Here is a 24,362-nt window from a genome sequence, read left to right on the forward strand (position 1 = left end):
CCACGTCTCCTTGCCGACGTTCTTGCCCCGCTTGCTCACGGCGGTGTGCAGGCGCATCCGCGGCACCCGCTCCCCGTCGTCGCCGAGCTGCTGATTCTGCTCCGCGATCACCGCTTCGAGACCGGCCTTGTCCACCGCGCGGGGATCGGCCAGGGCGGCGCTCATCCGGTCGCCCATCTCGCGATCGAGCCCGCCTTCGGCGAAGTCCTCGCGGCGCAGCTCCCAGTCCTTCGGCGCGCGCTCCAGCCGCTTCACGACCGAGAGGCCGTACTCGCGCATCAGGTCGTCGTTCGCCGACTGCACGCCCCGCTGGCTCCCGGCCTTGCGGTCGTGGAACGTGCGGTAGTCCGAGAGCGCCTTCCCGGTGCGGTTGTTGTGGTTGATGACCAAGATGTGGTTGTGCGGCTTGCGGCCACGTCCATCCACATGGCTGACCACGAGGCAGTCCGAGTCCGGGTGCATCCTCTTCGCCAGCAGGTAGCCCAGATCATTCACCCGCTGCACGTCCTCCGAACTGTTCGGGTCGAACTCCTCATCGCTGAACGATTGCCGGTAGTGCAGGGCCTCGACATCGCGCTTCGTGTTCTGCGTGAGAGCACGGGCGCGGGCGGAGAATGCGCCGGGGCCTCCCGGCACGTCGCACGTGATCGAGACCCCGCGCTCGTCCTCCTTGCCCCGGATGTAGCGTTCCGTGTCGGCGGCGCTGGTGCTCGGGCTGTAGTGCGTGGTGCTCATGACGCAGTCCGATCACCGAGCAGGGCGCGGACCTCGTGCAGCAGCTCGATCAGCTCGGGCACGTCCGCCGACAGAGACACCGACTCACCGGCCCGTGCGCGGCGGTCCAGGTCGTTGACGTTGATCGCCAGAGGGCGCACCTGCGCGGCCAGCTCACGGGCATCAGCCGAGGCCTGCACGCGCGCCTCGACCCCGCGGAGATGTGCGGCCACGGCGGCGTCCAGCTCCTCGCTCCGAGAGGCATGGAGCGCATCCCGCACAACGGACCGAACCCATGTGCTCGGAGCCAGCCCAAGCCGCTCCGCACGAGTGCGAAGTGCCCCGAGCGTGGCGTCATCGAAGCGGGTATCGAGCCGCCCGCCGCTGCCACGACGACGCTCCGCACCGCCGTGACTCTGCCGCACAGCCTCCGCATCAGCCCGACCAGTGTTCACCTGGGAGTCGGCCTGCTGCTCCACCTGTACGCCAGAGTGGCAAGCAGTAGCCGTGTCGGACATTTCGCTGACGCTCATGTCCTCCCCGGCTGCTTGCGAGGGGCCTCCGGCCCCCTCGACCCCCTGGAAGAGCGCATCGCGTTCGGTGCTCATCACGCACCTCCCGCGACCAGAAGCCCGCCGTTCGCGCGGAGGCGCTCGACCTTCGCGTCGAGGGCCTTCCGCTTGGCGTCGGCACGACGCTTGCGCTCCTCCTCGGAGAGCGCGGGACAGTCGTCACCATGACGCGCATAGGTGCCCGACTGCGGCGTCGAACAGGTGCACAGCTTCAACTCACGGTTGTGCTCCTCCAACTCGGCGAGACGCTTGCGCTGCTGTTCCTCGACGATCTCGCGGTCACGCTTCCCCGCCTCCTCCGCCAGGGCGATCTCCTCAGCGCTCGGCTGGATCGGCAGGCCGACGTCTGCGAACTCGGCGAACAGATCGTCGCCATCGATTGCGTCCAGCACGGGACGGGCGATCCGATCGTGCTGTTCCACGATCGGCGCGACCGTACGGGCCTCGATGGCTCCGCGCACGCGCTCCCGCTCAGCCGTGTCCTTGATCGCCTTGCACTTGCGCGCCAGCAATTCCATGTCCTGGCGCATGTGCTCGTACCGCTCGTAACTCTGGTACTCGCGGGTGCCATTGAGTACCCCGGAGTTCACGAAGATCGAGAACTCGCGCTCGGCGACCGGGATGATCACCGGGAAGCGGCGAAACCCCTGCCCGAGGTTCTCCGCCTGGTGCTTGACCCGCACGCCGCCCTGCATCGACTCGTACTCGCCAGCCAACCCCCGCAGGAACTCCTCGTAGTCCTGGGGGCCGGTGACGATGTTCACCCGGTTGAGCAGCTGAGTCTTCGATCCCTTGATATTCACGATCGGCTTCTCGTCCGGCTCGCGCCACGGACCAAGGATGCGGAAGAGCATGCCGCGGCTCTTTGCCGTACGGATCATGTCACCGACGCGCATGTCCTCCCAGATCACGACCGGCTCGCCGTCGTACCCCTCCCACGAGACGTTCTCGCCGCCCACCTTGAAGTACGGCTTATCCGAGTCCGGGGCCAGAGCGCGAGCGAGCGCCTTCGCGAGCAGATCCTTACCCGTGCCGCCCTCGCCGAACACGTAGAAGTTCATGACCGACTCCGGCGCGTCCTGGTACGCGAGGTAGTCGCCGCGCAGCTTCTGGAAGTGCGCGAGGTTGCCCTTCGCGAAGTAGATCGCGGGCTCCTGGTCGCGAACCTGCTTCAACGTCAGCGAGCCCTTACCCACGGCCTGGAAGAGCTTGCTGAGCTTCGCACCCCCGCCGCCCTCCGCGGCATTGCGGCGCATCGCCATGTGCGCGTCCAGCTCCCGCCCGAAATCGAAATTCGCGACGATCCGCCCGCGGCCGTACTGATACTTGCCGGGCATGCCCTCCTGCGTCTTGTCCACGAGGTAATGCCGATCCGACTGGTGGATGCCCGGGATGGCGTTCTTCCCCCGCGACTCATGCGGCAGGTACTCGGCGAGATCGAAGAACGCTTTCTCCGCCGCGCCGCGACCCTTGTGCTCCGTGCCTTCCTGCTCGGCGGTCTCCTTCGGCGGCTTCACGCGAGCCGAGGGGATCGAGAAGGCGTCGGAGACGGTGCGGATCGTAGGGCGCGGACCATCGGCATCAGCGACCCACAACACCATGTGAGCGTGCAGGCCCTTGATCCCGCAGCACACCGTCTCGCCGGTACCCTCGTCCACCTCGACCAGTCGGTCATACGGATGCCACACATAGGCCCAGCGGTGGAGGCGATCGCCCAGCGCCGCGAGCCCTTCGTCGATCTGCTCCTGCGTGAGCATGACCTCGCCGGTCTCCGGGTGCTCTCGATACTGCATCACCGAGAACACGCGCGACTGCATACGGGCGCGCTTCACCTGCTCCGGACTCTCCGCCGCCTTCGCGGCGGCGAAGAACGTCTCCGCCTCGGCGACCTGCGCGGCCGTGGACTCAACGGCGAACGCCTCGACCTCGTCGCTGGGATCGGCTCCCGGCACGTCCAGCTCGGTGAAGTCCACGCTTGCAACCGAGGTAGGCGCCGGTGCAGCCGTTTCCGAAACGGATGCGCGGCCACCCAAGGAGGGCCGCGCATGCTGACCGGCGTTAGCTCCCTGGTCAGAGCTGGAGTCGACGGTCGTATCAGGGTCGCCGGAATCGCTCGGTGCAGCCGTATAGCCGTTTCCGACGAAATCGTCCCCGACGGCGAGAACCGGGTTCCCGTCGCTCGAAACGACGACGGGCAGCCCGCCTTCGGCGGGTGCCAGGCCAGGCCCTCCGGGCGGGGTCAGGTCGGCGGGAGCAGTGCTGTAGTTGCGGGCGTCGGTGCGCATCAGCGACCACCGCCCTTGCGGTAGCGCTTGATCACGGCCTGGTGCGTGACGCCGAGAGCGTCGCCGATCCTCGCCCAGGTCACGCCGTCGGCTCGGGCGTCGGCAACGGCGATCTCGACCGCCTCCTCCAGCACGGAGCGGAGCACGCCGAGGTCGTAGAGATGGGCCTCGGAGTCGGCGAGGGAGGGGTCACCCTGACGCCAACGGAAGCCGGTCAGGTGGTCGAAGGCGGCAGAGTTCGCGCTCATCAGCGACCACCGCCCATCACGGAGGCGACGGCGGCGCGCTGTCGCGGCGTCAGCGGAGTGAGAGCCAGACGCTCACCGGCACGGCGGCCAGCGGCGCGGGCGGCGGCGATGACGGGATCGAGCCCATCCGCATGCGGAACGGGGGTCGAGTCCTGGTCGTGCCCAGGACGGTCCAGCGCGGAAGCGCGGGGAGCGTCGATAACGACAGACATCGGAAGTCCTCAAACATGAGTGTGCTTCCGGTTCCCCGCCACGGTAGTTGGGCTGTTTGACCGGCTACTCATCCGGGAGCAGTACCGCCAGCTTCCAAGTCTGGCCCCCGGTGGGATCTTCTTGTCTGCAACCATTCTCCCATGAGTCGACTCACCATTGCAATCACGAGTCGAGTCATGGGTCAGTCGTGACGCGGCTCTATCCGAATGAGGTCGGGGTCGAACTTCACATGACCCGGTGCGATGGGCTCGATAGTCACCGTCACCAGCTCGTCCACAAGCATCCGGCGGCGGTCCACGTCCAACGCCTTCCACTTCTCCTCGACCACCTCGCGGCGCTCCGCGGTACCGACCGCCTCCTCCACGTCCACTAGCAGCTTCGCCGCCACCGACACCGAGCGGTCGAGCAGCTCCGCGTCGATCTCGTCGATGCGAGCCTTCACGTCGTTGATCGCCGCGGTGACCTCCAGCACGGGCTGGTGGATGTCGCGCAGCAGCGGGCTCAGCTCCTTGACGCGCTCGACCAGGGCGTTCCGCTCGGTCAGCAGCTCCTCGCGGTCCGGCCCGTCGTCCTCCTGCGGGATCACGAGGTCATGCACGTCCACCGAGGACAGGCGGGTGAGCACTGCCTCGGTGACCATCGCATCGACGGGCTCGCGCTGGCGGGTGAGGTGGAACTGCTCGCCGCAGCGGTACGTCGGCTGCTTGCGGCTGTTCGTCCCCGAGACGAGCGTCGCACCGCACTTCCCGCACAGGCCGATCGTGGACAGGAGGTACTTCGGCTGGTTGCCCTGCCTCGCCGACCTCCGCACGTTGTCCTCCAGCTTCGCCACCGCAGCCCGCCACGTCTGCTCGCTGACGATGGGCGGGAACGCCTTGCCCTTCACCGGGTACAGTTCGCCCGACGAGTAGTGCTTGATGTAGCCAGCGTACTGAGGGTTCGCCAACAGGTACCGCACGGCATCGACGGAGAATTCCGACCCGCGCGCGGTGCGGTGACCGGCGCTGTTCAAGTCCTCGCGGATGCGCCGGATCGACAGCGACGGCTCGCCGAGGAACGCATCGAAGGTCCGCCGGACGGCCTCGGCCTCTTCCTCGATCAGGTCGCCTTCCCTCGTCCAGCCGAACGCCTTCCAGGCCGACGCGGGGATGCCTTCGGCGCGGCGGCGCTCGTTCGACCTGATCTGGCGCTCGGCCTTGCGCCGGGCCTCGAACCGGGCGAGGGCCGCGAGCATCGTCGCTCGGAACTCGCCGTCCGCCGTCGATAGGTCGATCTCGCCGTCCACGGTGACCACGCGCAGGCCGAGGTCGATCAGCGTGTTGAGGTCCTTCGTGCTGCGCAGGAGCCGGTCCATGTCCACGGCGACGACCATTGAGAACCGGCCCGCGCGGGCGTCCTCCAGCATCTCGGCCCACCGGGTGCCAGCGCGGCGCTTTTTCGTCGCCGACACCGCGTTGTCGTCGTAGACCTCGACGACCTCCCAGTCCTTGGCCTCGGCCAGCGCCCTGATCTTCCGAAGCTGGGTCTCGACGGTCCACCGGTCGCCCTTGCGGTCCATCGAGGCGCGGACGTACGCCGCGACCTCATTCGTCTTCCTCAGTGATACCAGTTCAACCATGCAACCAAGCTTACGTGAACCGGTGTTGCAACCGCGATATGCGCTATGAGAACCCGTACTACTTCGCGGAGGAGGCCGCGGCACTCGACCTGATCTCCGACAATCGGATCGCGCTCGGAATCTCTCGCGGGTCACCAGAACCGGCGCTGCGCGGCTGGGAGGCCTTCGGCTACACCGGGTCCACGGACCCCCGCGGCGCTGACATCGCCCGGGCGACGTTCGACCAGCTGCTCGAGGCGATCTCCGGTCGTCCCGTCGCGCCCGCCGATCCCGCGCAGTTCGGGCCGGGGCAGAAGCTGCCGATCGAACCGCACTCCCCCGGCCTCGTCGAACGCCTGTGGTGGGGTGCCGGATCCCGCGACACCGCTGTCTGGGCGGCCCAGAAGGGCGTCAACCTCATGAGCTCGACGCTGCTGACGGAGGCGACCGGCCAGTCGTTCGGCGACCTGCAGGCCGAGCAGATCGATCTCTACCGCCAGGCGTGGAAGGAAGCCGAGCATGCGCAGACACCCCGTGTGTCCGTGAGCCGCAGCGTCTTCCCCGTCGTCTCGGAGCAGGACAAGCAGTTCTACCAGTTGCGTCAGGGCCAGGGTGCGGATCAGGTCGGGGTGATCGACGGACATCGATCGACGTTCGGCCGCACCTATGTGGGGGAACCGGACGAGCTCATCAGAGAACTGCAGAACGACGCGGCCGTCATGAGCGCGGACTCCCTCATGCTCACGATCCCCAGCCAGCTGGGTGTCGATTTCAACGCGCGCCTGCTGCAGTCATTCGCGGAGCACGTGGCGCCCGCACTGGGCTGGGAGCCTAACACGAAGGGCCCCACCACCGGCTACGCGGTGTGAGAACCGCGGGACTCGTCACTCCTCCGACGTGCGAGGCGCATCGCCTATGGGCGTCCACCACTCTTCGGGCCCTGCGATCGGGAACCGACGGCCGGTGACCTGCCGAGGCTGCACCCGCAGGAAGAGCGGCTTGTCACCCTTGTGCCATGGGACGAGTGGCAGGTCCACGGTCGCGAGGACATCCTCGGACTTGTGGATCCGCTGCGTGTGGCCCTTCACCACGACGCTCCACGCGTGATCGGTGTCCGGGTCGCGGCCGTCGGCTTCCACAGCCACCGGCCCGTTCAGGGCTCCGGTCACCTTCGTGCCCTCGGCCGACCGGAACACGAGCGTCCCGCCGTCCACCGCGATGTTGATCGGGAAGATGTCCGGTCCGTTCGCCGTCTGCACCGCCAGGCGCGCCACTGTCGTGGTGCGCAACAGCTCCCAGCACGTATCGACCGACAGGATCTCCACTGCTTCCGAGGTACCCACCACCGCACCGTCCTTCTTCAGTCCCGAGGCCCACACCTGCGGGTCCACAAACGACCCTTGTAACTCCCATGCAACGGTCATGTGAGTAGGATCACACGTGAACTCTATCAACCACGAATGATCGGAGTATCACAATGCGAGCTGCTGTTGTCAGAGAAGCCAACAAGCCCCTAGTCGTCGACGATATGCCGGACCCCACAGCCGGGCCCGATGATGTGGTCCTGAAAGTCGAAGCCGCAGGAATCTGTCGAAGCGACTGGCACGGCTGGCAGGGAGACTGGAAATGGATCGGCCTGGGCCTCGAACTGCCCGCGATCCTCGGCCACGAGTTCGGCGGGGAGATCGTCGAACTCGGCAAGAACGTCAAGGGCTTCAACGTAGGCGACAAGGTCACCGCACCCTTCCACCACGGCTGCGGCGCCTGCGAATTCTGTGTGGCGGGTCGCCCGAACCTCTGCCTGTACGTCTCCGTCTACGGGTTCGCGGGAACCGACGGTGCGTACGCCCAGTACCTGCTCGTCACGAACGCACGATCGAACCTCATCAAGCTTCCCGAGGGTGTGGGAGCCACCTCTGCGGCAGCACTGGGCTGCCGCTTCATGACCGGCTACCACGCCATCGCCCGCGGTCGGACCGAGCCGGGCGAATGGGTCGCAGTGCAGGGCGCCGGCGGAGTCGGCCTGTCCGCCATCCAGACAGCCGTGGCGGTCGGCGCGCAGGTGATCGCCGTCGACATCGCCGATGACAAGCTGGAGATGGCACGTAAGACCGGCGCCACCGCGGTCGTCAACTCGAAGACGCAGGACGTCTCGGAGGCGATCAAGGAGATCACCGGGGGCGGAGCGCATGTCGGAATCGACGCGCTGGGCATCCAGGCGACGATCTCGAACTCCATCGGCTCGCTCCGCAAGGGCGGTCGACACGTTCAGGTGGGCCTGACCGGCGCGGACGAGCAGGGCATCGCACAGGTGCCCATCGATGCAGTGACCGCGTCGGAGATCGAGATCATCGGCAGCTTCGGCAACCCACAGCCCAAGTACCCCGGCCTGCTGGCGCTCGTTGCACAGGGACGCCTCGACCCTCAGCCGCTCATCGAGCGGGAGGTCGGACTCGGGGACGTCAACGAGGTGTTCACCAACATGTCGGAGTTCAAGACGAAGGGGTTCAACATCATCACGAGCTTCTGATCAGATGCGGGCCTGCACAGACTCGAGCTTGCGCAGGCTCACACGAGCGGCCGGACCTCAAGGGGTCCGGCCGCTCGACATCCTTGTGATCGGGATGTCGATTCCCATGATGGTGGCAGTTGTCGCCACGGGTGAGCCGTGACCGATCCTCCGCACCGATCTGCTGGGCTGACTCGGACGAGGGTGCTTGGCCCCTCTCACGACACGCGCTTGAGCAGCCGCAGCGCCGCGAGGTCCGCACCCGCCGACTGATTCACCAGCACCGTCACCCCCGTGCCCGCTTCGGGGTTGAACGCCGCGATCGTCCGGAATCCCCCGGTGCCTCCGTTGTGCCACAGCACCTGCTTCCCCGCACGATGCCAGCCCAGCCCCATACCCGCAGGTCCGCCCGCAGGCGTCTGATGCGTCAACCGGATCGCTCCCTCGAGCGGCGTGCTCGAGGGATCCATCTGCGCCTGGAGGAACGTCAGCACATCAGCAGCCGTCGACCGCAGCGCTCCCGCCCCCGGCAGTCCCTCCAACGGCCAAGCAGCGGCCTCCCGCTTCCTGCTCCGGAATCCCTGCGCCGACCGCTCCCGCTGCTCGTCCGTCAACTGCCACTCCGTTGCCGTGTCGACCAACCCCAGCGGCTGACAGATCCGCTCCCTGATGGCCTGCCCGTATTCCTCTCCCAGCGCGTGGGCGAGCGCGTGCCCCAGCACTCCGTACCCGAAGTTCGAGTACCTCACCCCACCGGTGCCCGGCCTCCGCCGCAGCCGTGTGGTCGCCAGAGCGGCCAGCAGGTCGTCGCCGGTGAAGCCGGCGTACGGGTCGTGTCCGTGCCGCAGGAAGGCGATGTTCTCCCGCACACCGAACCGGAAAGGCGAACGCACCAGGCCCGAGGTGTGCGTCGCCAGATGCTGCAGGGTCACCTCCGCACCGTCGCGGGCGGGGACCACCGCACCTGACGGCAGCAGCTCGCGGACCGGGGTCCGCAGCTCCCAGTCTCCCCGCACCACGCCGTCGGCCAGCAGGAGTGCGGTGAAGACCTTGGTGATGGAGCCGATCTCGAAGAGGGCGTGGGCATCCAGGGTCGGACCCTGATCTGAGTTCGGACCTGGACTCTGGCCCAGACCTGAACCCCAGCCCGGACCCCGGCCCGGGCCTCGGCCGGTGTCACCGGCGCCGACGACCGCAGTCTCCGCGCCTCGCCGCACTCCGACGGCCACTCCCCTTCGGCGTCTGCCGATGCGCTCCGCCGTCTGCCGCGCCTCCGCCTCGAGCCCCCGTGCTGTCGTCATGCCGACGACTCTACGGGCACGATCATCTGCACTACGGGCACCATAATCTGCCGGAAAAGGCAGTGGCGCGCGTCAGACGCCGTCGGATACTGTCGACGCCGATCGCATCCCTTACCCGACTCAGATTCCTCAGGTGACCATGTCTTCCACGCCAGCAGCCGCACCCCAGCAGTCCGGACCCCCGCAATCAGGGTCGTTCGTCATCGGCCGGGTCGTCCATCTGGCCGTGGTCGCGGCGCTGGGCGGCTTCCTGTTCGGCTTCGACACCTCCGTCATCAACGGAGCCGTCGATGCGATGGCCGCCGAATGGGCGACGCCGGCACTGCTGACCGGGTTCATGGTCTCCTCAGCGCTGCTCGGCTGCATGGCCGGCGCAGCGCTTGCCGGGCGGATCTCCGCGCGGATGGGACGTGTCCGGGTGATGCTCATCGCCGCGCTGCTCTTCACCGTGTCCGCCGCGGGATCCGGACTGGCGTTCGGGCCCACGGACCTCATCGTCTGGCGCATCATCGGCGGTCTGGGCGTGGGCGCGGCCTCCGTCATCGCCCCCGCATACATCGCGGAGATCTCGCCGGCCTCAGTCCGCGGACGTCTGGGCTCGCTCCAGCAGCTGGCGATCGTGCTGGGCATCTTCGCCGCACTCATGTCCGATGCCGCCCTGGCCGGTGCGGCAGGAGGTGCCGCCGAGGTGCTCTGGTTCGGACTGCCCGCGTGGCGCTGGATGTTCCTCACCGAGGTCGTGCCCGCCGTCGTCTACGGCATCCTCGCACTCACGATCCCGGAATCACCGCGCTACCTCGTCCAGCAGGGCCGCGAGGAAGAGGCGACCCGCGTCCTCTCGGAGATCTTCGTCGAGGGCGTCGAGGTCCGCATCCAGGAGATTCGTCGCACCGTCGTCACGGAGACCACCCCCAGCTTCCGCGACATCCTCACTCCGTCGAAGACGAACCTCCAGCCCATCGTGTGGGTGGGCATCGTGCTGTCGGTCTTCCAGCAGTTCGTCGGCATCAACGTGATCTTCTACTACTCCACGACGCTGTGGCGCTCCGTCGGCTTCACGGAGTCCGACGCCCTCACGATCACCGTCATCACGTCCGTGACGAACATCGTCGTCACGGTGCTCGCGATCGCGCTCATCGACCGGATCGGCAGGCGGAAGCTCCTGACCATCGGCTCGGCCGGCATGACTGTGTCCCTGGGGCTCATGACTGCGGCGTTCTCGATCGGTCGCGACCCCGCCATCACCGACACCGTCATGCTGCTGCCCGAATGGGACCTCACCGCGCTGGTGGCGGCCAACGCGTTCGTCGTCTTCTTCGGGATGAGCTGGGGACCGGGCGTCTGGGTGCTGCTGGGCGAGATGTTCAACAACCGCATCCGTGCGATCGCCCTGGGCATCGCCGCTGCCGCCCAGTGGCTGGCGAACTTCCTCATATCCACGACGTTCCCGTCCATGGCGGAGGTGGGCCTGTGGTTCGCCTATGGCTTCTACACGATCGCCGCGTTCGCGTCGTTCCTCTTCGTGTGGAAGTTCGTGCGCGAGACGAACGGGGTCGAGCTCGAAGACATGCGGTGATCAAGCGGGAGGCGCGTGCGGGTGCGACCCTGCGCCCATTCGCCGCCGCCCGGGACCCGTTCGCCGCCTCCGTGAGCTCACTCGCCGCCACCCTGCGCTCGCTACCCCAACCCTGCGCCCATTCGCCGCTCCCGTGTTCCGCTGACCGCCGCAGACACCGGCCAACGGAGCACGGAGGCGGCGAGCGGCTCAGCCCCCTCGGGTTTTCCCCACCTCACCCATGGGCCAGCGCCACTGCCGCGCCGCGTCCATCGCGCGTACCGTCGATGTCATGAACGCATTCTTCTCGTCCATTCGCAGCCTTAGATTCCGTCGCGGTCCCCAGCGCCTTGCCGGAGGGATCTCGGGCGGACTCGCAGCCGCCACCGGACTCAACGTCTGGCTGGTCCGTCTGCTGGTCCTCCTCGCCTTCCTGCTGCCCGTGGTGGGGATCGGTCTCTACGTGGTGGTCTGGATCCTGACGCCCTGGCAGGACGGGTCCATTCCGCTCGAGCAGCTGTTCGGCGGTCGCGAGATCCGCTGAACCGCCCCGCCGCCGAGGCCGCCGAAGCCCACCGCCCCGCCGCCGTGGCCCCCACACCCACCTCCACCACACCCACCACACCCACCACTCCCCTCTCACATGCGGCAGGATGGTGGGCATGACTTCCGTGTACCTCTCCACCGACCCGCAGGCCGATGAGCTGCTCACCCACGACCGCTTCGCCCTCATGGTCGGCATGCTGCTCGACCAGCAGGTCTCGATGGAATCCGCTTTCGCCGGGCCGCAGAAGCTCGTCGAACGGCTGGACGAGTTCTCCCCCGCAGCCGTCGCCGCGCTGGACCCCGACGCCCTGCTCGAGGCGTTCAAGGAGAAGCCCGCCGTCCACCGCTACCCCGGTTCGATGGCCACCCGCGTCCAGGCGCTGGCCCAGACCCTCGTCGACGACTACGACGGCGTCGCGGAGAACCTCTGGACCGCACCCACCAAAGATGGTTCCGCCCCCACCGGCAAAGACATCCTGCGTCGCCTCAAGGCGCTGCCGGGCTTCGGCGATCAGAAGTCGAAGATCTTCGTCGCGCTGCTGGGCAAGCAGTTCGGCCTCACGGCTGACGGCTGGCGCGAGGCCGCCGGTGACTACGGACCGGACGACGCGTTCCGCTCGATCGCAGACGTCCGCGATGAGGACTCACTGTTCCGCGTGCGTGAGAACAAGAAGGCGATGAAGGCAGCGGCGAAGGCCGCCAAGGAGGCGAAGAAGAGCTGACGAAGCTGGGCTGACGAAGCTGGGCTCACGAAGCCGCGCTGACAGCGACCGCACTCTCAGCCTGTGCCGTCGGGGATCGCGCCGAACCGCTTCTTCGCGTCGGTGAGGAGGTCCACCAGCTCCGGCCGGCTGATGGCCAGCGGCTGGTACAACAGGATCCGTTCACCGCGGAGTTCACCGGTGAATGTCTTCCGGACCACTTGCCGCCGCGCGACTCCCGAGGCTCCCAGGGCCATGACCGACGGCATACTCATCGACCCGAGCTGATAGCCGACGCGGAGCGTCCCCACACTGCGAACGTTCACCCACGTCGCACGGTGCAGCGTCTCCTTCCTGCCCCGGATATACCGAACAAAGGCGAAGTCCTCCGGGGTGAGCACCAGGTTGTACTCCTGCCCGTGCTGCCTCAGAACGAAGTACGGCACCACGAGGCCCATGGCCACGAACAACAGGAACCCGACGACGCTCATCATGCTCTCGGCTCCCACCGCCATACCGACCAGCCCCAGCAGCCCGATCAGCACACAGACGACGATGCGCACGACCACGCCCTTCGCCGGCCCGCGGCCGATCACCAGCCGACCTTTCTCCTCCACCTGGTCCAGTCGATCAGCGTTCCGCTCACTCCGCGTGAGGCCTGCCGCGGCCACGCTAGAGTGCCTTCGCGTTCGTTGAACCGTCCTGCTCCTGCGGCGCGAACCGCTTGCGCGCTTCACGGAGCAGATCCACCAGCTCCCACCGGCCAACGGCCAGCGGCTGACTCAGCGTGACCCGCTCACCGCGGATCTCTCGGGAGAAGAAGGTGCGGACCGTCGGACGACGCGCCCCGCCCGAGGCCCCCACGACCACGACGGACGGGACACGCATCCCCTCGGGCCGGCCGGTGCTGCTCACCGTTCCGACGTGGATGATGTCCACCCACCTGACGCGGTGCACGAACTCCTGCGAACCGCCCACTCGCCGGATCAGGGTGAACTCCTCCGGCGTCAGCTCCAGGCTGTAGTCCTGTCGGTGCCTCTTCACGGTGAGGACCGGGCCGAGTATCCCGAAGAACCCGAAGAAGAGGAGCCCCAATACCAGGATGAAGCCCTCGCCTCCCATCACCGGCACGGCGAGACCGATCAGACTGATGATCACGCTGCCCACAACGCGCACGATGGCCCCGGTTCTGGAGCCACGTCCGATCACCAGCAGGCCGTTCTTCTCCACCAGATCCAACCGGTGGCGGACGCGCTCGCTCTTCGACGCGCCCGCGGGGAGGTCCAGCGGCCGCCCGTCACCCGCCGCCGATTCGCGGTACTGATTGCCCGACGATCCCGTCGTCATCGCGTTCCCGGCCCCGCACTGTCATCGTCCGTGCCGGACACATCATCCGCCGCCGAGGTCCCGGTCACCTCGACCGTCGCCCCCGCCTCCACGTGGGCGCCGGCTTCGATCGTGCGGGAGACGGTGCAGTGGGTGTCGTGGGCGACGTGCAGCAGCTTCTCGACGAACGCCTGGGGGTCCTGCTTCCGCGTCCAGTCGGCGAACGCCACATCGAAGTCCAGGCGGAGGTTCTGCAGACGCGTCGCCATCGACTCGTCCTTCAGCTTGTCCGCGACGACGCTGATATCGAACCGCTCCGGCTCCGCCGCCCGCGTGAGCGGCTTGTCGATGCTCACCGCCATGCACCCGGCCAGGCCGGCGAGCATCATGTCGACGGGGTCGACCAGGCCTTCGCCTCGCCCGAACTCCAGCTCCACACCGGCCTTCGTCGTCACTGTGTACCGTTCGAAGCCGGTCCGCGTGACGTTCACTCCACGCTGTTCGGCCACGTGCTCCGGGTTCGTCGTCTCATCCATCCGTCCAGACTATGTGCCGGAGGCTGAGCCGGCGCAACGCACCCAGCACAACTCACCGGACACAACGCACCCGGCGCACGCCGCCCTGCGACTCACCCGGCCACCGCCTCACGGGCTCAGCAGCTTCTCCAGATCCGATGAGTCCACCAGCGGATCGTCCAGGTCGACCGTGACCCGCGAGTGCGCCAACAGGCGCGCTCCCCCGGTGATGGTCGAGTGCCACGCCGGGAAGTCTCCGACCATGGCCTCTCCGAGCACAGTGCCCACGAAGCGATTGCCGCGCGGCGAGATCGTCTCCAGAGTGTCACCGGAGCCGAGGTCCCCCTCGCCCGCCATGAGCGCGAGCCGTGCCGACGTTCCGGTCCCCGTCGGACTCCTGCAGATCACGCCCGGGTGGACGTAGGTCGCCGAGCGGGACTCGACCTTGCCGTTCTCCAGCGTGCGTACCCGGCCCATGAAATGGGCGAACGGCAGCGGACCCACGTCTCCCAGTGCGGGGTGCTCCTGACGCAGTCCGGGACGCGCCGCGCGCACGAAGGCGTCGCCGAACGCCGTCAGCGCGATCTGCTCGTCAGGAGTGAGGTCGAAGCCGTGGTCGGCGGCGTGGATCATGGCGTAGTAGGCCCCACTCCACACCAGGTCGAACTCCACGCGGCCGTAGTCCGGCACATCGACCGACAGGCCGCGCTCGGCCACATAGGCGGGCTCGCCCTGCGTCGTGATCGACTCGACGCGGCCGTCGACGTTGCGCGCGCTGACCCGCGCCAGCCCCGCCGGTGATTCCAGGACCACGTCCTGCAGCCCCTCGGTCATCTCGATCATGCCGCTCTGCAGCAGGACGGTCGCGACGCAGATGGTGTTCGACCCGGAGTACAGGGGGTAGCCCATGGCCTCCATGATGATGTAGCCAGCCTGCGCTTCCGGATGGCCCGGTTCGACGATCAGGTCGACGGACATCGCGGGGTCCCCGTACGGCTCCGACAGGAGCAGCCGGCGCAGCCCGTCCCCCTCGCGCTGGAGGTACCGGGCCTTCTCCAGTGCCGTCGCACCCGGGATCGGCTCGATACCGGCAGTGACCACGCGGGACACGTCGCCGCCGGACTGCGCGTCGATCAGATCGAGGCTCCGCTCACGGCGCATAGTGTGCCCCCACGTCATCCCAGTGCCGGTCAGGCACCACCACCAGCTTGCCGATGTACGACTTGCCCACGAAGGTGCGCTGGGCCTCGAGGAAGTCGGAGAGCCGGAAGGTGCGGTCCAGCAGGGGTCGGATCCTGCCGTCCTCGATGTACCCGACCAGGCGGCGGAAGGCGGTGCGGGTCCCCTGGGAGGAGCCGTGCAGCTCGAGGTGCTTGAGGTACACCGTGCGCAGGTCGAGGTCGACCACGGGGCCGCCGATGGCTCCCGCGGTGGTGTAGCGGCCCTCGGGACGCAGGATCCGCAGCAGATCGTTGAACAGCGGTCCTGCGACCAGATCGGCGACCACGTCCACCGGTCCGTCGATGACCCGTGCGGCCTCGGCGACGAGGTCATCGGTGTCGCGCGTGAGGACTCCCTCCGCGCCGATCTCACGCAGTGCCGACTCCTTGCCGACGCTCGTGACGGCGTACGGAATCGCGCCGCGCACCCGGGCCAGCTGGATGACGGCAGAACCCACCCCGCCCGAGGCCCCTGTCACCAGGATCCGCTCGCCGGCTGCCAGCCGGGCCCGGTCGAGCATCTGCTCGGCGGTGAGGTAGGCGCAGCAGAAGGTGGCGAGGCCCGCATCGGATACGTCTGCGGTGACCTCGTAGGCGTTCTCTGCGGGGACAGTGACGTAGTCGGCGTAGCCGCCGTCGCGGCCGTGGCCGATGTAGTCGATGTCGGCCAGCGACTCATCACTCTCGGGCCGGTTGTAGAGGCTGAAGTCGACCATCACCCGCTCACCGATGCGGTCCTGGTCGACACCTGGTCCGACGCCGGCGATGCGGCCGACGATGTCGGCACCCTGGATGCGCGGGAACTCGAGTGTGGAGCGACCACGCCGCCAGGTGGAGACCTCTTGGGGTCGGTGTCGCTGCCGTAGGCGCCCTCGCGCACCCACACGTCGGTGTTGTTCATCCCGCAGGCGTGCACATCGATCAGCACCTCCCCGTCTGCGGGAAGCGGCACGGGCACGTCATCGGAGTAGACCAGCTGTTCCGGGCCGCCGTGGCCCACCAGCTGTACGGCGCTCATGGTCTGTGGAATCGGCATCGATCTCCATCCCCTCTGCGGAGCACGCGAACCGCACCATCGCGGTTCAGGGGCAGGCTGACATGCCGCAGCCGTCCGCGTCTATGCCTCGACGTGGCCAGCATCGAGATTCAGCTTCGCGATGTCGGTCGCCGTCCTCCCTGTCGTGCGGACCAGCCGCTCAGTAGTGGTAGCGCGCCTGGAGGATGACCAGGTCATCGCCATCGACGAGGTACACGAGCCGGTGCTCGTCAGTGATGCGACGCGACCACGCGCCCTGCGCGCCGTACTTGAGCTGCTCGGGCTTCCCGATCCCCGCGTACTGCTCCCGAAGGCACGCGTCGATGAGCGTGTTGATCCGCTTGAGGATTCGACGGTCAGCGGTCTGCCAGTGCTTGTAATCTGCCCACGCGTGCGAGTCCCAGACCGGGCGCACTCAGTCCTCCCGGTCGAGTTCGTGCGCCTCCGTCTGGCCCCCGGTGGCGCGCTCGTAGGAGTCAAGGAGCCTACGAGCATTGGCAGGCGAGCGGAACAGGTAAGCAGTCTCCTTCCACGCCTCGTATTCGTCAGCCGGCATGAGAACAGCATTGCCGTGACGGGAGACGATCTCGACAGCATCACGGTCGTCGTTCACACGCTCGATGAGCGGGAAAAGCGTCCTGCGGGCCTCGCTGGCGCTGATTGACATGTCGCCACTCCCTCTACTCACTACTCACACGACCCGTACCCGTTTATTGTACCACCTGTAGTGGTCGCGTGTGCAGCAGAGCACGACGTTCTCGCGTCAGTCTCCTGCGAGAACGACAAGCTGCTGGGTGGACCGGGTCATCGCCACGTAGCGGTCGACCGCGCCCCGGATGCCTTCTCCCCATGACGTCGGGTCGATGAGCACCACGAGGTCGGCCTCGAGCCCCTTCGCGGATTCCGGAGTGAGCACACGGACCCGGGCCTCTTCGACGGACTCAGACGAGTCAGCCTCCGTAGAGGTGGCGCCCCCTGTCGAGGCGACACCGCCGACCGCGCTCACACGCTCGGCCGGTGCGATGACGCACGCCGTGCCCACCGAGTTGGTGCGCAGCCACTCGCCGGGGACCCGATCGAGGTCCGTGACAGAGGCGTGGCGCACGGGCTCCCCCGCCTCACGCACGGACCCGGGAACATTCGCATCGGGAAGCGCTGCGCGGATGACCGGCTCGGCTTCGGCCATGATCTCTGCGGGCGTGCGGTAGTTGACGCTCAGGCGGGAGATCTCCACGCGATCGCCGGCCGCCTGGCTGAGGCCCACTCGAGCCAGCCTCTCCGTCCATTCCTCCGCGAAGCCGCGTCGTGCCTGAGCACGGTCGCCCACAATCGTGAGACTGCGCGATGGGCACCGGGCGAGGACCACCCGCCACTCGGCGTCCGCGAGCTCCTGCGCCTCGTCGATCACGATGTGTGCGAAGGGGCCGACTAGGCGGTCGATCGAATCGGCTCGCGCGCTCGCGGATTCCCCCGCTTCGTCGTCGAGCGCACCTTGCAGGTCGTGTCCGGCTGCGGGCGCGCGCCAATCGACGTGGAGACGGTCGCCGTGTTCGGCAGCAAGGCCGACGCGACCGATGTAGACGGGTTCGTTTTCGGCGGCGAACACCATCCGGCCCAGACAGACGTCGACGTCGAAGCGCTGCAGGAGGCGCAGCTGCGCGGTGAGCCGATGAATCTCCGTATCGCGCTCGAGTGCGGCCTCACCGTGGGAACCGGCGCGCTGCCGGAGCGCGTCGAGGCGGCCGTCCAGTTCCGCAGCCTGGCGGTGGAGGCTTCTGGCGACCGCGGAGAAGTGTTCGTCGTCGCGAGCAATGAGCTCGGGGACCGTCTTCGCATCGAGACGGTGAGGCAGGTCGAAATACGAGGTCGTGGCAGGGCGGAGTGAGGGCGCAGAGGACACGAAGAGAGCTCCCGGATCATGAGAAAGAGGCGTCAGAATCAACAGCGAAGATCCGATTCTGGCCCACGGAGGGGGTCTTGCGGCAAGGCCCCGTCCTCCGGATATGCTGACCACGGCAGGGTTCCCGTGCAGCTTCGACGTGCAGTCGCGGAGGCCCACTGCTTCAGAACCAGCGGAAGAAGGATCACTGATGATCGGCACGCTGAACACCACCGCCATGGATTGCCCCGTACCGCTCGACAACGCCCGGTTCTACCAGGCACTTCTGGGCGGGACCATCTCTCCCGACGAGGATGCCGAGTGGGTCGACCTGCACGAGCCGTCGGGCAGGCTGATCCTGTCCTTCCAGCGTGCGGAGAACTTTGTCGCACCGACCTGGCCGGACAACACCGTCCCGCTGCAGGCGCACATCGACATCCGGGTCGACTCCTATGAGGCTGCCGAACCGACCCTCTTCGCCGCCGGCGGCACGCTGCTCGAGGACGACACGGATCACTCAGACTTCCGCGTCTACGCGGACCCGATCGGTCGTCCCTTCTGCCTCGTGCTGCCGTGAGCGGCTCTGCCTTCCCACTGTGGTGAGCCGGGGCCCTCCGCCCTGGTTGACGTCGGCTTCCCTCGCGTGTTTACCGTGTATACGACCACAACTCAGGTTGTCATCGGAAACGAGGAGGCCGACGCATGCAGCTGAACGAGATCCGGCACGTCTACGACGGACAGGGGCCCTTCGTCACGGTCTACCTGGAGGGCCACTCCCCTTCTGAGGACGCACAGCAGCAGGTGAGGCTCCGGTGGGAGAGTCTCCGCGACCAGCTCAGCGAAGAGGGTGCCTCTGACAGCGCCCTGTCCTCGCTCGACGAGGCGGTGCTCGGCGCAGAGCCGGGTGAGGTGCAGTCGAACGGTCGCGTCCTGGTGGTCGATGCCACCGGGGTGATCCTCGACAAGGCATGGGATGCAGCATTGGGCGCCGGTGATGCGGCGCACCTGGGCGAGGAGCCTCAGCTGGGAGCCTTCGTCCGCGAAAGGGAGCGCTCCGCGCGTCTGCTCGTGGCCGTCGCGGACCAGCACGGTGCACTCGTGCGGCAGGTGGCGGTCTCCGAATCGCACACCGTCGATACGCGGGCCGAAGGAGTCGTCAGCAGCGACTCCGACTCCGTGCACAAGCCTCGCGAAGGCGCGCTGTCGCACAAGCAGATCCAGAACCGAGCCGACGAGGTGGTCAAGCAGAACGTCCGCGACGTCGCAGACCACCTCGACCGGGTGGCGAAAGCGTGGAAGCCGGACCTCGTGGTCCTGGCCGGCGAAGTGCAGGGCCGCACAGCCCTGCGCGATGAGCTGTCCTCCGCGCTGCAGGACGCCTACGTCGAGATCGATTCGGGCGGGGTGTCCGACGACGGTGCCGAGGAGGTCCTGGCGGACGAACTTCGCCGCCTCGCGGCAGAGCGCAGCGATGAGGCAGCACAGCAGCGAGCAGAGCAGTTCTCTGCCGCGCAGTCACGCGGACTGGCGCTCGAAGGCTCCAGCCGCACTGCGCAGGCACTGGAGATGGGAGCTGTCGAGACACTCCTGCTGGAATACGACCGGACTGCCGAACGAGAGGCCGAGCTGCTCGCGGCGAGCGTCCGGACCGATGCCGAGGCCGCGCTGACCGACTCCCAGCTCGCGGACGCGGTCGGCGCGATCCTGCGCTTCGACGTGCCCGACCAGTGACGGCAGACAAGTCGTCAGAGAAGTAATGAGAACACAAGCAGTGAGAACAGAGGAGAACCGCCATGACCGCACGTGATGAACTCCGCGCCGCGAAGGCCCTGCAGGGAGTCGAATTCCCCGCGACGAAGGACGAGCTGATCGAGTACGCCTCCACGCGAGGGGCAGACGCGAAGACCCTGCAAGCACTGCGGACGATGCCCGAACGACGCTTCGAGAACAAGGACCAGGTCGTCGAGGCGGTGCCGCAGGAGCCCGAGGGCGACGCCCCGGGCGGAACCGACCGCTGAGCGCGGACGACAGGAAGGGAAACACCCATGCAGACAGTTGAGTACTTCGACCGCGTGCAGCAGCGCGCCGACCTTGAGACCAGTGACGAGGCTTCACGCATGACGAGCTCCGTGCTCGGCGTCTTCGGCACGCTGGACCTCCGCGGTGAGCTGAAGGACGCCGCGGCCCAGCTGCCGCAGGAGATCGGGCCCATGCTCTTCGCCCGTGAAGCCTCGGAATCTTTCTCTGCCTCCGAGTTCGTCACCGCCCTCGGGACGGAGCTGAACGTCAGCGAGGCTGAGGCGGAGAAGGCTGCGACCGCCGTGCTGACCACCCTCCGAGAAGCCCTCAGCGACGGCGAGTTCCTGGGAGTGAACGCGGTCCTGCCCGACGACTTCCACCGCTTCCTCACAGAGCGGTGAGCCCCATCCTCACTGTCCACGGGAGACACGCAGACATGTGAAGGCAGCCGGGGTCCGGAGCGGGCCCCGGCTGTCGCGCGCAGTGAGGAGGCTCAATGTCCAGGGGTCTCAACCGCACGAGGATCCTTGAAGCCGCAACCGACTACATCGACGCGCATGGTCCCGAGTCATTGACGATGCGCAGGCTCGGCTCGCATCTGGGCGTCGAGGCGATGGCCCTATACCGGCACATGGAGGGCAAGGACCGCCTGCTGGGTGACGTGGTCGACGGTCTCGTCGACGATCTGCTCGACGACCCGCGCATCACCTCCGGCGCAGATACCTGGCAGGAGTACCTCCGCAGCGTGGGCACTGCGATGCGTGACCTGGAAGCCGACCACCCGCGAGCGTTCCCGCTGGTCGCGACCCGACCGCCGGAAGCGCCCTGGCTGCGACCGCCCCTTCGCAGCATCCGCTGGGTCGAGCACTTCCTCTCCGCCCTCGTCGCCCATGGGTTCTCCCACCACCGCGCAGTCCGGACCTACAAGGCGTTCACCAGCTTCCTCGTCGGCCATCTCCTCCTGGAGGCCTCGTCCCGGGGAGAGCAGGTCTCCCCCATCAGCGCCGGCACGGCCGCTGCGGGGAATGAGGGGCCCGGCGCCACCGAGGACCCCGCGGACCACCCCACCGTCATGGAACTGCAGCACCTGCTGTCCGCAGACCACTCGGACCGCGAGTTCGATGAGGGCCTCGACGCCCTCATAGAACGCATCCGCCTCCCCGGTGGGTGACGACAGCCGGATCAACAACCGAAGAGGAAGGCCGCATCAGATGGATCAGAAAGAGCAGCGTCAGCGACTGGGCGGCAACGACTTCGACCTCGAGGACGAGCTGGTCGATGAAGCGACCACGACCGTCGTCGAAGGCTCCAAACGGCTCAACAGGAAGTGGCCTGAACTCGTCGTCACCGGCTTCTTCGGAGGGGTCGACGTGGGTCTGGGCATCCTGGCGATGGTCCTCGTCAAACAGGCCACCGGCTCCGACATCCTGGCGGGCATGGCATTCGGCATCGGGCTGCTCGCATTGAAGCTGGCGCATTCCGAGCTGTTCACCGAAGAGTTCCTCCTGCCTCTGAACGCCGTGATCGCCGGACAGGGCACGTGGGTGCAGATCGTCCGCCTGTGGTCGGTCACCCTCGTGACGAACCTGCTCGGAGGCCTGGCCTTCTCGTGGCTCATCGTACTGGGGCTGCCGGACTACCATTCAACGATCATCGACTACGCGGTCAGCTACATCGACCAGTCATCGCTGCCCGTCATGATCGCGCTGTCCATGCTCGCCGGTGCCACCATCACGCTGTCCACCCGGATGCAGCAGGGGTCGTCGAACGACGTCGTCACCGCCCTCACGTGCATGGTGACCGGCCTTCTCGTGATCGGCCTCGGCATGCTCCACGGAGCGCTCAACGCGATCGTCATCTTTGCCGCAATGCTCGCTGGAGCGGATATATCGGTCCTCGACTTCGTCCAGTGGTTCGCGATCGTCATCCCGCTCAACATGCTCGGCGGCCTGCTGGTCATCGCTCTGCCTCGCGTGGTCCGCACTCGACGCATCCTCTGGGGGGTGCGCACCGGCCAGTTCTCCCTCGAGGAGCTGCAAGAGCAATCACGCTGACCGGTCCAGCAGCGCTGCCGTCGACGGCAGCAGCAGCCCCGCCGCCACAGGCCACATCAGATCCTCCACAGGGGCGAGACCCACCCGCCATCCCGTCAACTGGTCCTCGTCGAAGCGGAAGAGGTCCGCAGCGATCATGAGATTGTCGAACACGATCGTCAGAACCAGCAGCACGACGATCGTCGCAGCTGTGAAGCCCCACCATCGGCCGGACAGTCTGCAGCGCCACGTGGCGTAGATGGCCACGGCGACGGCCGGGGTCAGGAAGACCAGGGCGAGCGCGAGGTAGCTCACTGGCCCACCTCCCGGTCGGCTTCGTGGGACGGCGTCCTACGAATCCACTGCGCGCCCCGGATGATCAGCCCCCTAAGCACGAGGGTCAGGTAGCTCAGGAACGTGATGAAGACGATCTCCTCGATCGGCAGCTCGGGAGCGACCATGATCCCGGTCATCGCCGTGGTCCGGCCCGCTCCGTAATGGCCGAAGGCGATCGCCGCCAGATCCCAGATGAGGAAGAACACGACGCCGATCAGCACCGTCACCGCGCCGCGCCACGCTCTGCCTCGCGGTGTATGCCACAGCACCAGCCGGAAGCGGTGGTCGAGCAGGCCCATGCACACGGTGGAGACGAGCAGCGCAGCCAGGTAGAGGATCGCGGTCATGGGCGCTCCACGACCCCGCGGGCGAATACCCGGAGAAGGATCATCGCCTTGCTGCTGTCCGGGACCCTCACCCGCCTGCGGCGGATGTCGGAAGCCGGTGTCCGCCTCAGCCTCTGGGACAGAGCACCGAAGAGCGCGTGTGCGGCCTGGACGGCACGGCGGCTGCCGACCGGCAGTTCCGCGATGCCGACCGCCGCCGCTGCCAGATCGTCATCGATGTCGTCGAGGAGCTCGTCGCGATGGGCGTCGCTGAAGCGCGCCGGGTCCAGCTGAGGGAAGTACCGACGACCGAGCACGTCGTAGTCATCGGCGAGGTCGCGCAGGAAGTTCACCTTCTGGAAGGCGGAGCCCAACCTGCGGGCGGACGGGCTCAGCCGTTCGTACGCGGCGGCATCACCGGCGATGAAGATCCTCAGGCACATCAGCCCGACGACCTCCGCTGATCCGTACACGTACTCGTCCAGGCTGTGACCCGTGTGGTCGGTCTGCGTCAGGTCTGCGCGCATCGACGCGAAGAACGGCTCGATCAGAGACGCATCGATCCCGTGCTTCCGAGCCACCCTCGCGAAGGCATGGACGACGAGGTTGGCGCTGCGTCCGGAGTCGATGGTGCGAAGCGTCTCCGCTTCGAGACCGTCCAGCAGGCGTCGGCGCAGCGCCGGATCGGGGCCGAGGTCCGGGTCGTCGACGATCTCGTCGGCCACCCGGACCAGCGCGTAGATGCTGCGGACGTCTCCGCGCTCCGCCTGGGCGAGCAGCCGGGTCGCCCACCCGAACGAGGTCGAGTAGCCGCTGATCACGGCGGCCGCGCTCGCCTGGGCCACCCTGTCATAGCGGGGGGCAGATCCTGCCGCGGTCATCGCGGCGGCCCGGTTCCGGGCGTGAGCTGCGGGAGCTGTTCGACGAGCCACGGGCTGAAGGCGAACGGTGCGGCCTCCACCGCCGCACGGAGGTCCTCCGGTCGCACCCACGCCCACTCTGAGACCTCGGACGGATCGGGCTCCAGGTCGCCGTCGATGACCGCGGTGTGCACGGGGCAGATCTCGTTCTCGATGATCCCGCTCGCGTCGATCGCACGGTAGCGGAAGCCGGGGATCTCACAGGAGACATCGCGCACGGTCGCTCCCAGCTCTTCCCGGGCCCGGCGGTGGACCGCCTCGGGAAGCTCCTCCCCCGGGCCCGGGTGACCGCAGAAGCTGTTCGTCCAGACGCCGGGCCATGTGCGCTTGGTAAGCGCTCGTCGCGTCACCAGCACTGCGCCCGCTTCGTCGAACAGATAGCAGGAGAACGCGAGGTGCAGAGGCGTGTCCTGGCCGTGGACCTCGGACTTGAGCGCCGTTCCCGCAGGACGACCATGATCATCGAGCAGGACGACCCGTTCGGGTTCTGGCATGACACCTTGCTCCTCGC

Annotated in this window: 31 protein-coding genes and 1 pseudogene; 11 read left to right on the top strand and 21 right to left on the bottom strand. The window is 67.5% G+C overall.

What is annotated here, in order from left to right:
* Window positions 1-273 precede the first annotated feature (273 nt).
* From BSP109_RS18015 to BSP109_RS12290, 6 genes and pseudogenes are all read right to left on the bottom strand, one after another.
* A pseudogene (locus BSP109_RS18015) lies at window positions 274-735 on the bottom strand (relaxase/mobilization nuclease domain-containing protein); the annotation flags it as partial.
* On the bottom strand, window positions 732-1,322 hold the full coding sequence (locus BSP109_RS12270) for a hypothetical protein (protein ID WP_101600995.1): 591 nt from the start codon (window positions 1,320-1,322) through the stop codon (window positions 732-734). The gene BSP109_RS12270 and the pseudogene BSP109_RS18015, both read right to left, overlap by 4 nt.
* Window positions 1,322-3,259 (bottom strand): RNA helicase, encoded by a 1,938-nt coding sequence (locus BSP109_RS12275; RefSeq protein WP_101601065.1) that lies wholly within the window; start codon window positions 3,257-3,259, stop codon window positions 1,322-1,324. Before BSP109_RS12275 ends, BSP109_RS12270 begins: the two co-directional genes overlap by 1 nt.
* A gap of 311 nt (window positions 3,260-3,570) precedes the next feature.
* Window positions 3,571-3,819 carry a helix-turn-helix domain-containing protein gene (locus BSP109_RS12280; RefSeq protein ID WP_101600996.1) on the bottom strand — a complete coding sequence of 83 codons (249 nt, stop codon included), beginning with the start codon at window positions 3,817-3,819 and terminating at the stop codon, window positions 3,571-3,573.
* On the bottom strand, window positions 3,819-4,031 hold the full coding sequence (locus BSP109_RS12285) for a hypothetical protein (protein WP_101600998.1): 213 nt from the start codon (window positions 4,029-4,031) through the stop codon (window positions 3,819-3,821). Before BSP109_RS12285 ends, BSP109_RS12280 begins: the two co-directional genes overlap by 1 nt.
* 182 nt (window positions 4,032-4,213) lie before the next feature.
* Window positions 4,214-5,650, bottom strand: a complete 1,437-nt coding sequence (locus BSP109_RS12290) for a recombinase family protein (RefSeq protein WP_101601000.1) — start codon at window positions 5,648-5,650, stop codon at window positions 4,214-4,216.
* A gap of 38 nt (window positions 5,651-5,688) precedes the next feature.
* Between BSP109_RS12290 and BSP109_RS12295 the strand changes: the two genes are divergently transcribed.
* Window positions 5,689-6,498 carry an LLM class flavin-dependent oxidoreductase gene (locus BSP109_RS12295; RefSeq protein WP_101601001.1) on the top strand — a complete coding sequence of 270 codons (810 nt, stop codon included), beginning with the start codon at window positions 5,689-5,691 and terminating at the stop codon, window positions 6,496-6,498.
* Window positions 6,499-6,513: 15 nt separating this feature from the next.
* On the opposite strand, the gene BSP109_RS12300 is transcribed toward BSP109_RS12295, so the two are convergent.
* Window positions 6,514-7,053, bottom strand: coding sequence for a pyridoxamine 5'-phosphate oxidase family protein (locus BSP109_RS12300; RefSeq protein ID WP_101601003.1), 540 nt, complete (start codon window positions 7,051-7,053; stop codon window positions 6,514-6,516).
* Between the two features lie 104 nt (window positions 7,054-7,157).
* Between BSP109_RS12300 and BSP109_RS12305 the strand changes: the two genes are divergently transcribed.
* Window positions 7,158-8,159, top strand: coding sequence for a zinc-binding dehydrogenase (locus BSP109_RS12305; RefSeq protein ID WP_219618545.1), 1,002 nt, complete (start codon window positions 7,158-7,160; stop codon window positions 8,157-8,159).
* Between the two features lie 197 nt (window positions 8,160-8,356).
* Here the strand turns inward: BSP109_RS12305 and BSP109_RS12310 are convergent, their stop codons facing one another.
* On the bottom strand, window positions 8,357-9,439 hold the full coding sequence (locus BSP109_RS12310; RefSeq protein WP_101601007.1) for a serine hydrolase: 1,083 nt from the start codon (window positions 9,437-9,439) through the stop codon (window positions 8,357-8,359).
* Between the two features lie 139 nt (window positions 9,440-9,578).
* Here BSP109_RS12310 and BSP109_RS12315 point away from each other — a divergent pair, with 139 nt between their 5' ends.
* The 3 genes from BSP109_RS12315 (at window position 9,579) to BSP109_RS12325 (ending at window position 12,262) form a co-directional block, all read left to right on the top strand.
* A complete protein-coding gene (locus tag BSP109_RS12315; RefSeq protein ID WP_101601009.1) occupies window positions 9,579-11,015 on the top strand; it encodes a sugar porter family MFS transporter in 1,437 nt (478 codons plus the stop codon).
* Window positions 11,016-11,286: 271 nt separating this feature from the next.
* The gene (locus BSP109_RS12320) at window positions 11,287-11,538 is read left to right on the top strand and encodes a PspC domain-containing protein (RefSeq protein ID WP_087008475.1); all 252 of its coding nucleotides are present in this window, start codon (window positions 11,287-11,289) and stop codon (window positions 11,536-11,538) included.
* Between the two features lie 118 nt (window positions 11,539-11,656).
* Window positions 11,657-12,262, top strand: a complete 606-nt coding sequence (locus BSP109_RS12325; protein WP_180959725.1) for an HhH-GPD-type base excision DNA repair protein — start codon at window positions 11,657-11,659, stop codon at window positions 12,260-12,262.
* A gap of 56 nt (window positions 12,263-12,318) precedes the next feature.
* On the opposite strand, the gene BSP109_RS12330 is transcribed toward BSP109_RS12325, so the two are convergent.
* The 9 genes from BSP109_RS12330 to BSP109_RS12365 all read right to left on the bottom strand — a co-directional run bounded on the left by BSP109_RS12330 (window position 12,319) and on the right by BSP109_RS12365 (window position 18,238).
* Window positions 12,319-12,804 (bottom strand): hypothetical protein, encoded by a 486-nt coding sequence (locus tag BSP109_RS12330; protein WP_146001150.1) that lies wholly within the window; start codon window positions 12,802-12,804, stop codon window positions 12,319-12,321.
* 109 nt (window positions 12,805-12,913) lie between these two features.
* The gene (locus tag BSP109_RS12335) at window positions 12,914-13,588 is read right to left on the bottom strand and encodes a hypothetical protein (RefSeq protein WP_087006639.1); all 675 of its coding nucleotides are present in this window, start codon (window positions 13,586-13,588) and stop codon (window positions 12,914-12,916) included.
* On the bottom strand, window positions 13,585-14,103 hold the full coding sequence (locus BSP109_RS12340) for an OsmC family protein (RefSeq protein ID WP_087006637.1): 519 nt from the start codon (window positions 14,101-14,103) through the stop codon (window positions 13,585-13,587). The genes BSP109_RS12335 and BSP109_RS12340 overlap by 4 nt, the downstream gene beginning before the upstream one ends.
* A gap of 108 nt (window positions 14,104-14,211) precedes the next feature.
* Window positions 14,212-15,243, bottom strand: coding sequence for a proline racemase family protein (locus BSP109_RS12345; RefSeq protein ID WP_101601014.1), 1,032 nt, complete (start codon window positions 15,241-15,243; stop codon window positions 14,212-14,214).
* Window positions 15,233-16,096: a zinc-binding dehydrogenase gene (locus BSP109_RS12350; protein ID WP_257944683.1), complete on the bottom strand. Its 864-nt coding sequence runs from the start codon at window positions 16,094-16,096 to the stop codon at window positions 15,233-15,235. Before BSP109_RS12350 ends, BSP109_RS12345 begins: the two co-directional genes overlap by 11 nt.
* On the bottom strand, window positions 16,018-16,338 hold the full coding sequence (locus BSP109_RS17515; protein WP_219618547.1) for a hypothetical protein: 321 nt from the start codon (window positions 16,336-16,338) through the stop codon (window positions 16,018-16,020). The genes BSP109_RS12350 and BSP109_RS17515 overlap by 79 nt, the downstream gene beginning before the upstream one ends.
* A gap of 160 nt (window positions 16,339-16,498) precedes the next feature.
* Entirely contained in the window at window positions 16,499-16,753 is a 255-nt protein-coding gene (locus BSP109_RS12355; protein ID WP_101601016.1) for a Txe/YoeB family addiction module toxin, read from the bottom strand.
* Window positions 16,754-17,005 (bottom strand): type II toxin-antitoxin system Phd/YefM family antitoxin, encoded by a 252-nt coding sequence (locus tag BSP109_RS12360; protein WP_101601018.1) that lies wholly within the window; start codon window positions 17,003-17,005, stop codon window positions 16,754-16,756.
* A gap of 96 nt (window positions 17,006-17,101) precedes the next feature.
* Window positions 17,102-18,238, bottom strand: a complete 1,137-nt coding sequence (locus BSP109_RS12365; RefSeq protein WP_101601020.1) for a helicase — start codon at window positions 18,236-18,238, stop codon at window positions 17,102-17,104.
* Between the two features lie 190 nt (window positions 18,239-18,428).
* Between BSP109_RS12365 and BSP109_RS12370 the strand changes: the two genes are divergently transcribed.
* From BSP109_RS12370 to BSP109_RS12395, 6 genes are all read left to right on the top strand, one after another.
* Entirely contained in the window at window positions 18,429-18,794 is a 366-nt protein-coding gene (locus tag BSP109_RS12370; protein ID WP_101601021.1) for a VOC family protein, read from the top strand.
* 125 nt (window positions 18,795-18,919) lie between these two features.
* On the top strand, window positions 18,920-19,948 hold the full coding sequence (locus BSP109_RS12375) for a Vms1/Ankzf1 family peptidyl-tRNA hydrolase (protein WP_101601023.1): 1,029 nt from the start codon (window positions 18,920-18,922) through the stop codon (window positions 19,946-19,948).
* 62 nt (window positions 19,949-20,010) lie between these two features.
* Window positions 20,011-20,235 (top strand): DUF2795 domain-containing protein, encoded by a 225-nt coding sequence (locus BSP109_RS12380; RefSeq protein ID WP_101601025.1) that lies wholly within the window; start codon window positions 20,011-20,013, stop codon window positions 20,233-20,235.
* A 27-nt stretch (window positions 20,236-20,262) separates the two neighbouring features.
* Entirely contained in the window at window positions 20,263-20,637 is a 375-nt protein-coding gene (locus BSP109_RS12385) for a DUF2267 domain-containing protein (protein ID WP_101601026.1), read from the top strand.
* A gap of 95 nt (window positions 20,638-20,732) precedes the next feature.
* Complete coding sequence (locus BSP109_RS12390) at window positions 20,733-21,407, top strand: TetR/AcrR family transcriptional regulator (RefSeq protein WP_101601027.1); 675 nt, start codon at window positions 20,733-20,735, stop codon at window positions 21,405-21,407.
* A 40-nt stretch (window positions 21,408-21,447) separates the two neighbouring features.
* Entirely contained in the window at window positions 21,448-22,290 is an 843-nt protein-coding gene (locus tag BSP109_RS12395) for a formate/nitrite transporter family protein (RefSeq protein WP_101601029.1), read from the top strand.
* On the opposite strand, the gene BSP109_RS12400 is transcribed toward BSP109_RS12395, so the two are convergent.
* Genes BSP109_RS12400 through idi form a run of 4 tightly spaced genes read right to left on the bottom strand, consistent with a single transcriptional unit; the run spans window position 22,282 to window position 24,345 of the window.
* A complete protein-coding gene (locus BSP109_RS12400; RefSeq protein ID WP_101601031.1) occupies window positions 22,282-22,584 on the bottom strand; it encodes a lycopene cyclase domain-containing protein in 303 nt (100 codons plus the stop codon). The two genes, BSP109_RS12395 and BSP109_RS12400, sit on opposite strands and share 9 nt — an antisense overlap.
* Window positions 22,581-22,952, bottom strand: a complete 372-nt coding sequence (locus BSP109_RS12405) for a lycopene cyclase domain-containing protein (protein WP_101601032.1) — start codon at window positions 22,950-22,952, stop codon at window positions 22,581-22,583. Before BSP109_RS12405 ends, BSP109_RS12400 begins: the two co-directional genes overlap by 4 nt.
* Window positions 22,949-23,863, bottom strand: coding sequence for a squalene/phytoene synthase family protein (locus BSP109_RS12410; protein WP_308297914.1), 915 nt, complete (start codon window positions 23,861-23,863; stop codon window positions 22,949-22,951). Before BSP109_RS12410 ends, BSP109_RS12405 begins: the two co-directional genes overlap by 4 nt.
* Window positions 23,809-24,345, bottom strand: a complete 537-nt coding sequence (idi, locus tag BSP109_RS12415; RefSeq protein ID WP_101601034.1) for an isopentenyl-diphosphate Delta-isomerase — start codon at window positions 24,343-24,345, stop codon at window positions 23,809-23,811. The genes BSP109_RS12410 and idi overlap by 55 nt, the downstream gene beginning before the upstream one ends.
* Window positions 24,346-24,362 lie beyond the last annotated feature (17 nt).

The organism is Brevibacterium sp. Mu109 (assembly GCF_900169375.1).
In the GTDB taxonomy this organism is placed as follows: Bacteria; Actinomycetota; Actinomycetes; order Actinomycetales; family Brevibacteriaceae; genus Brevibacterium; species Brevibacterium yomogidense_A.